The sequence below is a fragment of the Sporosarcina beigongshangi genome (genome assembly GCF_033485195.1).
GTDB classification, from domain to species: Bacteria; Bacillota; Bacilli; order Bacillales_A; family Planococcaceae; genus Sporosarcina; species Sporosarcina beigongshangi.
This window is the reverse complement of record NZ_JAWLIR010000045.1, coordinates 1-10,294: the sequence shown is the minus strand read 5'-3', so window position 1 is coordinate 10,294 and position 10,294 is coordinate 1. Positions and strand designations below refer to the sequence as shown.

The following is a 10,294-nucleotide window of genomic DNA, read 5'->3' as shown; positions in this document are numbered from 1 at the left end:
TTTTCGGTTTGGTATTATATAAAAAATATTACCTACCTATATTAAGCCATATTTATTCTAAATGGGCAAAATCAAGTGTCGAAACCCCTTGATTTCACTGTGTCTTTATAATATAAATGAATAATAACCCATAAGCGTACCTATAATGCTGGAAAGCTCGTTGAGGATAAAAACGAGACGGAAATCCTAAAAGAAGTAGAGGGGCTTGGAACGGAAGCAACTCGCAGTGGCATCATCGAAACAATCAAGCGTCATGGCTATATCAACGTGACGAAAAACATCGTTTCGATTACGGATAAAGGGCGTATTCTATGTCAGGCCATTGAAGGTAATCTACTGGCAAGTCCATCGATGACCGCCAAATGGGAGACTTATTTACGTAAAATCGGCAATGGCGAAGGGACGCAAGAACGCTTTCTTGGCAGCATTGCGAAGTTCATCAATAGCTTATTGGAGGAAGTACCAGGTCAGCTAAACGCCAAGCCAATTGATGCAAAACTAGCAGCTAATGTTGTCAGCAAAACGGCTTCACGAACTTCCTACAAACAAGTCGAAGTCGCACCATGCCCCGCTTGTAAAGAAGGCATGATCATTGCACGCAAAGAATTTTACGGTTGCAGTGCTTATAAAAGTGGCTGTAAGCAAACATTCCCTGGGGTATTTTTGAAGAAGAAGCTGACGCCTAGTCAGGTTAAGCTTCTGTGTACGAAGGGGAAAACCAATGTGATTAAGGGCTTTACGGCCAATACGGGGAATAAGTTTGATGCACGGCTTGCACTTGTGGATGGGAAGATCAATTTGGAGTTTTCTCAGTAAATCCTAAAGAAAGACTTAACTATATATGTCGAACTTATGATTTTACCTAATCATCAGAGAAGGCGCCTTACAGGGGTAGACGAAGCAATAAGACTGACGGCGATCTTCTGTCAGGCTTATTGCGGGAGTCATCCCCAAGCGCCAAGCGTTATTGGTAAGGTTCTTTGTGTAAGCTGCGATAACTTAATAGATGACTTGCCTAACAAAATAAATCTAAAAAAGGACTGAAGCACATTGGATTCTAAAAAAATAACGTTAGAAGACGACTTAAAAATAGCCTTTCATATTAGAAAAGAAGTATTCGTCAAAGAACAAAACGTCCCTTTAGATGAGGAGTTTGACGAGTTCGACACACTGGATGAGCTTTCTGAACACATTTTAGTCTATTATAATGAACAACCTGTCGGAACTGGACGAGTAAGATGGGTGGATGGCTTCGGTAAATTGGAGAGAATTTGTATTTTGGAGCCTTACCGGAAATTTGGACTAGGTAAAGTAATCATAGGGACATTAGAAGAAATTGCTGAAGAAAGGGGGCTATCCCGAGTTAAATTGAATGGACAAACACATGCAGAAGGCTTTTATAAAAAACTTGGCTATCAGACTTCATCCAGTTCATTCATGGAAGCCGGTATTCCCCATGTTGTGATGACGAAGGAATTAGCTACTAAATAAGGCCTTTCAAGGTCCCGACACAATTCGAGGTTATGAATTGCCGGGACCTTTGACGCGCACTAAAATTGACACGTCCTCGTGACCTTTCACTTTTCTAAAATTTAACAAACATCCCCTTTCTTGTTCCCGTATTTTTAGTGTATGATTAGAAAATGCTATAGACAGAAGGAGTTTTTTGCATATGAAAGATAATCCAGAACCAAAGAAATACGAGTATTTGTCGGAGAACCCGAATGCCAAGGTTATGCCGATTATGCTCTCCCTCATTATTGGGGCTTTTTTCGCGATTTTAAATGAAACGCTGTTAAATATTGCGCTTGTCACCTTGATGGAAGAGTTTTCGATCACATTACCAACTGTGCAATGGATGGCAACGGGCTTCATGCTTGTCATGGCCATTGTAATCCCTATATCTGCACTGTTACTCCAATGGTATACGACACGCCAATTATTTTTAAGCACGATGATTGTTTTCACCCTCGGGACCATCATCAGTGCGAGTGCACCAACGTTTGTGGTTTTATTAGTTGGTCGATTAATTCAAGCAGTTGGAACAGGCTTACTCATGCCAATCATTTTCAATGTATTTTTACTTATTTATCCACCCCACAAGCGTGGGAAAATCATGGGCATAATAGGTCTAGTCATCATGTTTGCACCTGCAATTGGACCAACGCTTTCTGGTGTAATTGTCGAATACTTAGGATGGCGCTATTTGTTTATTCTTGTCATTCCGTTTGCTATATTCTCCATTGTATTCGCTTCTAAATATTTGATTAATGTGTCAGAAGTAACGAAACCGAAGATTGACGTTATCTCCATTATTTTCTCTACCATTGGCTTTGGATCTCTCGTTTATGGTTTTAGTTCTGTCGGAGCAAGCCCAGATGGATTTTTAGATCAGACTGTTTTAATTGCGATTATTGCTGGAGTTATTGGGATTGTGTTATTCGTCATTAGACAATTACGACTTGAAGAACCTGTCATGGATTTACGCGTTTTTAAATACCCGATGTTTACACATGCCGTTTTGATGTTTTTAATTATCATTATGGCGATGTTCGCTTCAGAGATTATTTTGCCGATTTATATGCAAGGTCCTTTAGCTTTAAGTGCAGCTACAGCAGGTCTGGTGCTTTTACCAGGGAGTATTTTGAATGGTATTATGTCACCATTCATGGGGCATCTTTTCGATAAATTTGGCCCTAGGGTTTTGATGATTCCAGCATCACTTGTATTAAGTGGAACGATGTTTATGATGAGCAGGTTGACGACTGAAACGGCTTTATGGGTTGTCATCCTTGGGTATATTTTACTCATGCTAACTGTTTCAGCAATCATGATGCCTGCCGAAACGAACGGCTTGAATCAGTTGCCAAAACGCCTCTACCCACATGGCACCGCCGTTATGTCGACCTTACAGCCTGTGGCAGGAGCGATTGGTGTATCTGTTTTTATTAGTATTATGAACGCTAGGCAACTTAAATTTTTACAACAAGCCGATACACCGGATGACCCTGCTACAATAAGTGGCGCAATGGTAGCTGGCGTTGAACTTGTTTATTTCATCGCTTTTGCCATGTCTCTCGTAGCTGTTCTTTTGGCATTTATCGTTTATCGTGCGAAGCCGAGTGAAGCGGATGAACTACCCCAAGAGGAATAATAGCCGATAAAATAGCAAACGTCTTTCCCACATACGAGAGGGAAAGACGTTTTTAACGATTTATTTATTCTGAAAAATTCTCATAGATGTTGCCGTTAAAGCCCATTCTTTTATAAACTACTGAATGAATAACATTCACTTCGCGGTTTCCCGTCGAACAACCGGTGCCACTTCTGTCGCCAGCATTTCAATACCTTCTGCAACCTTGGAAAATGGTAAACCTCCGATATCCATCTGTGCCATAAACCGTTGGTGGCCAAATAGTTCATGTTGCTGGAGAATTTTCTCAATAATTTGTTGAGGACTTCCCACAAATAAGCCGGTTTCAGGGCTGGCCATACGTTCGAAATCGGAAACAGATATCTTCGTGCCCATTCCGCGCTGTTTGTTTACATATTCCCAATAACCTGCATAATACGGGTAAAATTCGTCTTTTGCCTGTTGTGAGGTTTTTGCTATAAATGTATGTCCTGTCACTGCTACTTTTAACGCATCATTGGCATGCCCAGCTTCTAATCCAGCTTGGCGATATAAATCGACAAGGGGCTTGAAACGTTTTGGATCGCCACCAAGAATAGCAAGAGCCATTCCTGTTCCAAGTCTTCCAGCACGCGCTGCACTTTCCGGTGTTCCGCCTACACCAATCCAAAGTGGTAATTTCTCTTGTGCTGGACGAGGTGCAATCATGGCATTTTGTAATGAAGAACGGAAAGTGCCTTGCCAATTGACGATTTCACTAGCATTTAACTGTTGAAGCAACTGCATATTCTCCTCGAACAGTTCATTATAATCGTTTAAATCATAGCCAAATAATGGGAACGATTCTACAAATGCACCACGGCCTGCAATGATTTCCGCACGACCATTTGACAGTAAATCAAGTGTCGCAAAGTCTTCGAAAAGACGGACAGGATCGATTGTACTTAACACAGTCGTTGCACTCGTTAATTTGATTTGCTTCGTATGTTGTGCCACTGCAGCGAGCGTAACAGCCGGAGACGACACCGCGTAGTCCAAACGATGATGTTCGCCGACCCCAAAGATATCCAGTCCCGCTTCATCTGCTAGCTTGCCAGCAGCCAACACCTCTTGCAGGCGCTGCTGAATGCTAATTGTTTTTCCTGTTTGAGGATCTGGACCGAGATCCCCAAGCGTATAAATACCTATTTCAATTCCAGGTTTCTTTTCTGTTATTTGCATTGTATTTACTCCGCTTCTGAAACAAGTGTAAAACGCTCGTTTATATGTTGAGGATTTTCGATTTCATCTAGAACAGCGATTGCAAAATCAGCATAACTAACGTAGCTATCGCCTTTTGCATTCACGATAAAATTATCTTTTCCTTTTTGATAAGAGCCTGTTCTTTTGCCTTCTGGGTTGAAAAATGCTGCTGGGCTGATAAATGTCCATTTAATATCCGTTTCATTTTGTAGATCTTCTAGGTTCTTTCCTTGATTGGAAGCAGTCGGAAAATATTCTTTAGGAAACTCAGGAGTATCTACCAAACGAACTGTTTTAGCTTCATCCACGAATAGGCTTCCTGCACCGCCAACAACAATCAATCTTGTGTCAGATGAGCCCTTAACAGCTTCAATCAAAACTTTCCCCGCGTCAACATGAAGATGTTCTTGACCTGCTGGTGCACCAAAAGCATTGATAACAACATCAAATGATTGAAGATCTTCGGCTTTCAAACTGAATACGTCTTTTTCAAGTACCGCCACTTTTTCTGCAGCCAGTTTCGCTGCATTGCGAACAATCGCCGTCACTTCATGTCCACGTTCACTAGCTTCCTTTGCAATAAGGCTTCCAGCTTTTCCTGTCGCACCGATAATACCAATTTTCATAGTTAATTCCTCCAATTCATTTATTGTACATTACATAATGTACTCTTTTTATCCGTTGCTATGCACAACTATTCACACCGTTGTAATTGTAACAGTTACAGTTACAACAAGTACCAAAAAATTGAATGAACTAACCAATTTTCTGTGCTAGTACCTTCACTAATTCGTCCATCGTAATTTCTCGTAAAACAGACTCCATCGCTTCTTGGGCTCGTAATAAAATCAGCTCAAGAACTGCCCCAATATTGGCACCAACCGGGCAATTTGGATTTGGTTTTTCATGCATTTGGAATAACTCACCTTCTTCGACCACATCAACAGCCCTATATACATCGAGCAAGGTAATTTGATCTAACGGCTTTTGAAGCGTAGCGCCTCCAAGACCTCGGCACACTTGAACCAATTCTGCGTCACGTAGTTTTCCAATCACTCTACGGATTACGACAGGATTTGTATTCACACTTTCGGCAATCCATTCCGAAGTGCAAAGTTCACTGCGTTCAATTGCAATGAGCGATAGAATATGAACTGCAACTGTAAATCGACTGCTAATTTTCATAGTCAATCACCTCCGATGTAACAATTATAGTTACATCGGAGGTGATTTGTCAACTAATTAGTAATACTATGCACACTCATAAAGCGTACAAAATCACTTATTTTATCGTACAGTTTTTAATGCACCGCTCCAAGCAAGAACTTGGTCAAGCATAGCGTTTGCGTTGTCTGCGTGATAATCAGCAGGTTTGAATACGCTCATGTTTTCAAAATCAGACATCAGTGAAAATGTAACTGCTGTACGCACATCAGCAACTTGTAGCTCACCTAAGATAAGACGTAGGTTTTCATGTGCGCGTGTCCCGCCCAAGCTACCATATCCAACGAAGCCAGCTGCTTTATTGTTCAATTCTGGATTCAAGAAGTCTAGTGCATTTTTTAGAGCTCCACCAATTGCGTGGTTATATTCAGGTGTGATGAAAACATAGCCGTCGAAAGAGGCCATTTTTTCTGACCAAGCTTTGATTTGCGCTTCAGCATCTGGTTGAGCATTTGCTGAACCTAAGAATGGAAGATTATAGTTGGCAAGATCTACAATTTCATACTCTGCATCGTTGCGCTTTTGTGCAAAATCGTACATCCATTTTGCTACAGCATCACCATTTCGTCCTACACGTACACTACCTTGAACAATACCGATTTTCAGTTTTTCATTTGTCATTGTTTTTTCCTCCTTAGTAGATCTACCCAATAGTTTGTCTAAAAAGCCCACTTTAATTACCACCCATACGATTTATTTACTATTTCAAATGACAACACGTATTTCACTAGTGTTATCACTCCCATCCTCCTTTTCACTAACTTACTTTACGTAACAAACTATATATCTGTAACAAAAAGTTGTCAAGAGAGTAGCTTTGATTTTCATCTCGCAACAAATACTAGTTACTTTACGCCCAATGATTGGGTGTTGCCGGCTAGGCATTTTATGGACTTCAAAAGAGTAAGAACTCTGAGTGCTCGAGTCTTAACGAAAAAATACCCTCCCATCTTAGTGTGGGAGGGCCTCATTATGAACCTTTTTTCTCCGTCATAAACGTAATGACTGCAAACAATGCAAAGCTGACCAGTAAAACAGTTCCACCTACAATGTAGAAGATGAGCGCTAGGGTTTCATTGACATTAAACGGCTTCATAAATTGCAGCCACATACCTGTCGTCAAACCGATTGCTCCAATAATTCCCGTCCAACCATGAAGTGTAACCAATTTTTTCGCCCGTACTTTGTAAATCTTATAAAAAACACCCCAAGCAAATAACGACAACCAACCGACTAATAAAATATGTGCGTGAATCGGACGAAATGCGTATGATCCTGCTCCCGCCATATGCGATCCCAGAACCGTCCCGATCAAACCAAAAATTGCTGCGACACGTATCAATCGTAAACTCCACTTTTCCTGCATCTATAATTCCTCCAGTGCTATTTATGTTATATCCCTATTGTAAATCCTCAACATGAACGGAAGATGAACAGGACATTACAACTTTGGCAATCGCACCGTGAAACTCGTGCCTTCCCCTATACGGCTGACAACATCAACAGTTCCACCATGTAGCTTCACAACTTGTTGGACAATCGACAACCCCAGTCCAGTCCCACCCGTTTCCTGCGTTCTTGAATCATCCGCCCGGTAAAAGCGGTCAAATATCCGTTGAATCGACTCTTCGCTAATCCCGATACCCGTATCACGAATCGTGACCGTAATATCGTTGTCTCCTTCTGTTAATAAAATATCAACGGCTCCACCCAATTCTGTATACTTCAGCGCATTCAGTACGAGGTTCTCCCATACTTTCTCAAGAAATGCCGGATCACCCGTATAGCGAACCTCATCGATATCCATCGACAATGACATTTCCTTCTCTTCCAGCAACCATCTATACTTCCGGACTGTCTCCCTGAGCTGTTCATCCAAAGCAAAGGTCTTCATTTCCAATGGAGACGATAACTGATCTAACGAAGTCAACAGCAACAGTTGCTTCGTCAATGAAGACAAGCGTTCCGTTTCAGATTGAATAACACTCGCATAACTTTTTCTTGATTCCTCCGACAACTGATCATCCAATAACAGCTGTGCATAGCCTTTAATATTGAGCAGCGGCGACTGAAAATCATGCGACACATCACTGATGAACTCTTTTCGTATCCGATCATTTTCACTTAGCTTCTCTGTCATTTGCTGAAAACTGTTCGCCAGCTGGCCAATCTCATCTCTTCGATGAATAGAAAGCGTACCCGTAAACTGCTCTTCACCAACCTTTCTCGTCGCAGCGGTCAATGCAGTAATCGGATCGATCAATTTCTTCGCCACTAGTAACATCGACAACAAACTAATCCCCGCCATGACCAGCACCATACCTCCAAGGATATAATGTACTTCTGTGAAAAGCATCTTAATATCTGGTCGTAGAAAAAGAGCATAGGCTTGTCCCTTATAGTCAAACGGCACCCCTACCGTATTCGCCGACTCGTTCGAGAAAAATCCCGTCACAAACGTTTCACTTGGGAGATCCCTCATTCCGTGATAGACGTCCCCATTCAACACCTGATCTATCGCTTTTTCCGCTAAATTTTCAACACGAAATGGTTCGCCATACTGCATCACCTCTCGTCTTTCATTCACAACATACAATTTATACCCCACCGCAGACTGCGTTGTTAAATAGTCTCCAAGATCCAGCCCCTCATTCGATTGGATAAAAGATGCAACGCTCTTTGCAATGGTCATATTTTTTTCATCGTTCTGTCCCTTCAAATACTGGTGATAATATGTATTGACCGCGAGAAATGCAATAAGGCCACTGATCACCATAATCGCAGCCGTCATAGCGATGAACTTACCGTACAGCGACCTCACGAGGATACCTCCAGCTTATAACCAACTCCCCGGACCGTTGAAATTTTCACATCTTCCGTCAGCTTGCCTAACTTATCCCGCAATCGCTTTATATGCACACTTAAGGTCTGTTCATCCCCCTCATAATCATATCCCCACACCCGCTCCAGCAATAGCTCGCGCGCAAACACATGGTTCGGTCTTGACGCTAACACCGACAACAACTCAAACTCCTTCAACGGCGGAAGTAGCACCTTCTTGCCAACTGCTACCTCATAGCTCTGGCGATTGATCTTCAGTGGTCCTGCCTCAATAAATACATCTACTGCCTTGTCATATCTACGTAAAATAGCATTTACTCGAAACAATAATTCCTTCGGCTCAAAAGGTTTCACCACATAATCATCGGACCCCGCAAGAAAGCCCTTCTCCTTATCCTCCAACTCCCCCTTAGCCGTCAGCAATAAAACCGGTATATCCGACTCGCCTCTTAACTTCTTTGTTAGGCTGTAACCATCCATTCTCGGCATCATCACATCTACCACCGCCAAATCTGGCAAGTCCGTCTCCAACAGCTCTAGCGCTTCAAAACCATCTGACGCCTTCAAAACTGTATACCCCGCTTGCATCAATTGAATACTGACCAACTCCAAAATATTTGGATCATCATCCACCACAAGTATTTTCACGCTTTATTCCCCCTCTTTTGCCATTCTGCATTCAACAAACCCGACAATAATATGATAACGGCCGACAAATAAAACCAAAGAACAAGTAAAATAATCCCGGACAATTGGCCGTACAACAATGTATAATCAACATTCGATACATAATCCCCAAATACCAGTGAAAACAATTGCCAGCCGAGCGCAGAAAAAATAGCTCCAGGAAATACTTCCTTCAACTTCATTTTACCCGTTGGCACAACCATATAAAATAATAGGAAAAACAACAGCAAAAACAGTGTCCCTAGCCCCCATTTCACATTGGGCCAAATATATAACCATCCCTGCCACTGTTCAATCGTATCATAATAAGTCACAACTCTGTACAATGCCTTTTCAATGATTGGTAGGAACAATGACAGCGGTATGACGAGCATAAAGACGAGCGTCACCCTTAAATCACGCAACAGTACCTTCCAAAATGCATAGCGTCGCTCATAGCCGTTTGCTAAATCCAGAGAACGCGCTAACGACTGAACCGCCATCGAAGAAATCCAAAACGCCACTGCTAGGCTCGTATACAACACTTTTCCTTGCCCTTTATTCAAAACCATCCGGACATTTTTCTCTATAATAACGAATGCTTCATCCGGCGTGAAGGGTCTAAGAAACATTAGAATCATTTCTTCATTCACTGGAAATAAACTAAGCAAGGAAAAGATAAAAATAAGAAACGGAAACATAGACAACAAAAGATAATATGCTGTCTGTGCTGCTTGATCAAAAAAACGTTCCATGAAAAAACGACTTACAACATTTCGAATAATCCTCATTCATTCACCCCTCTACTTCAATATACCCTATTCGGAATGAGACAACGGGATAACCATGGGAGAGGATAAGAAATTTTATGGGCTATTTTTATCGAAATTAGCTAACCTGGTGTACGCAATAATTTCAAAATAAATGATAATAGCCAAATGCTTTCCAATCGACAACAAAACCATTTATTTTAAATGCAAAAAAGTCATTACCTAGTGATAATGACCATGTGCTCGGCGACGTTCTGAAAACTCTTGCTTTGATTTACGTAAAATGCGCGTAAATCACACAGAAACGAAAGGCTTCCTTTCATTTTGCAGCGGGAAACCCCAACTACCATCAGCGCGCGAGCCTCACTTCCGTGTTAAAATCCGTGCTCTCAACGCTTCGGTTTTTATTTTTAGACAA

Annotated in this window: 11 protein-coding genes; 3 read left to right on the top strand and 8 right to left on the bottom strand. The window is 41.7% G+C overall.

Annotation, left to right across the window (positions count from 1 at the left end; all coding sequences use genetic code 11):
• The first annotated feature begins 120 nt into the window (after positions 1 to 120).
• The 3 genes from R2B77_RS15790 to R2B77_RS15780 all read left to right on the top strand — a co-directional run bounded on the left by R2B77_RS15790 (position 121) and on the right by R2B77_RS15780 (position 3,154).
• Entirely contained in the window at positions 121 to 816 is a 696-nt protein-coding gene (locus R2B77_RS15790) for a type IA DNA topoisomerase (RefSeq protein ID WP_322555752.1), read from the top strand.
• Positions 817 to 1,050: 234 nt separating this feature from the next.
• A complete protein-coding gene (locus R2B77_RS15785) occupies positions 1,051 to 1,491 on the top strand; it encodes a GNAT family N-acetyltransferase (protein WP_203249041.1) in 441 nt (146 codons plus the stop codon).
• 181 nt (positions 1,492 to 1,672) lie between these two features.
• On the top strand, positions 1,673 to 3,154 hold the full coding sequence (locus tag R2B77_RS15780) for an MDR family MFS transporter (protein WP_203249040.1): 1,482 nt from the start codon (positions 1,673 to 1,675) through the stop codon (positions 3,152 to 3,154).
• A 135-nt stretch (positions 3,155 to 3,289) separates the two neighbouring features.
• Here R2B77_RS15780 and R2B77_RS15775 read toward each other — a convergent pair whose 3' ends face one another.
• The 8 genes from R2B77_RS15775 to R2B77_RS15740 all read right to left on the bottom strand — a co-directional run bounded on the left by R2B77_RS15775 (position 3,290) and on the right by R2B77_RS15740 (position 9,897).
• The gene (locus R2B77_RS15775) at positions 3,290 to 4,354 is read right to left on the bottom strand and encodes an LLM class flavin-dependent oxidoreductase (protein ID WP_203249039.1); all 1,065 of its coding nucleotides are present in this window, start codon (positions 4,352 to 4,354) and stop codon (positions 3,290 to 3,292) included.
• 5 nt (positions 4,355 to 4,359) lie between these two features.
• Positions 4,360 to 5,001, bottom strand: a complete 642-nt coding sequence (locus tag R2B77_RS15770; protein ID WP_203249038.1) for an NAD(P)-dependent oxidoreductase — start codon at positions 4,999 to 5,001, stop codon at positions 4,360 to 4,362.
• Positions 5,002 to 5,131: 130 nt separating this feature from the next.
• On the bottom strand, positions 5,132 to 5,560 hold the full coding sequence (locus R2B77_RS15765; RefSeq protein WP_203249037.1) for an Rrf2 family transcriptional regulator: 429 nt from the start codon (positions 5,558 to 5,560) through the stop codon (positions 5,132 to 5,134).
• A 102-nt stretch (positions 5,561 to 5,662) separates the two neighbouring features.
• Positions 5,663 to 6,220, bottom strand: coding sequence for an NADPH-dependent FMN reductase (locus R2B77_RS15760; protein ID WP_203249036.1), 558 nt, complete (start codon positions 6,218 to 6,220; stop codon positions 5,663 to 5,665).
• A 349-nt stretch (positions 6,221 to 6,569) separates the two neighbouring features.
• Positions 6,570 to 6,965 (bottom strand): hypothetical protein, encoded by a 396-nt coding sequence (locus R2B77_RS15755; RefSeq protein WP_203249035.1) that lies wholly within the window; start codon positions 6,963 to 6,965, stop codon positions 6,570 to 6,572.
• 75 nt (positions 6,966 to 7,040) lie between these two features.
• Positions 7,041 to 8,420, bottom strand: coding sequence for a sensor histidine kinase (locus tag R2B77_RS15750; RefSeq protein WP_203249034.1), 1,380 nt, complete (start codon positions 8,418 to 8,420; stop codon positions 7,041 to 7,043).
• Positions 8,417 to 9,088 (bottom strand): response regulator transcription factor, encoded by a 672-nt coding sequence (locus R2B77_RS15745; RefSeq protein ID WP_322555749.1) that lies wholly within the window; start codon positions 9,086 to 9,088, stop codon positions 8,417 to 8,419. The genes R2B77_RS15750 and R2B77_RS15745 overlap by 4 nt, the downstream gene beginning before the upstream one ends.
• The gene (locus R2B77_RS15740; RefSeq protein ID WP_203249033.1) at positions 9,085 to 9,897 is read right to left on the bottom strand and encodes a YihY/virulence factor BrkB family protein; all 813 of its coding nucleotides are present in this window, start codon (positions 9,895 to 9,897) and stop codon (positions 9,085 to 9,087) included. The genes R2B77_RS15745 and R2B77_RS15740 overlap by 4 nt, the downstream gene beginning before the upstream one ends.
• Positions 9,898 to 10,294 lie beyond the last annotated feature (397 nt).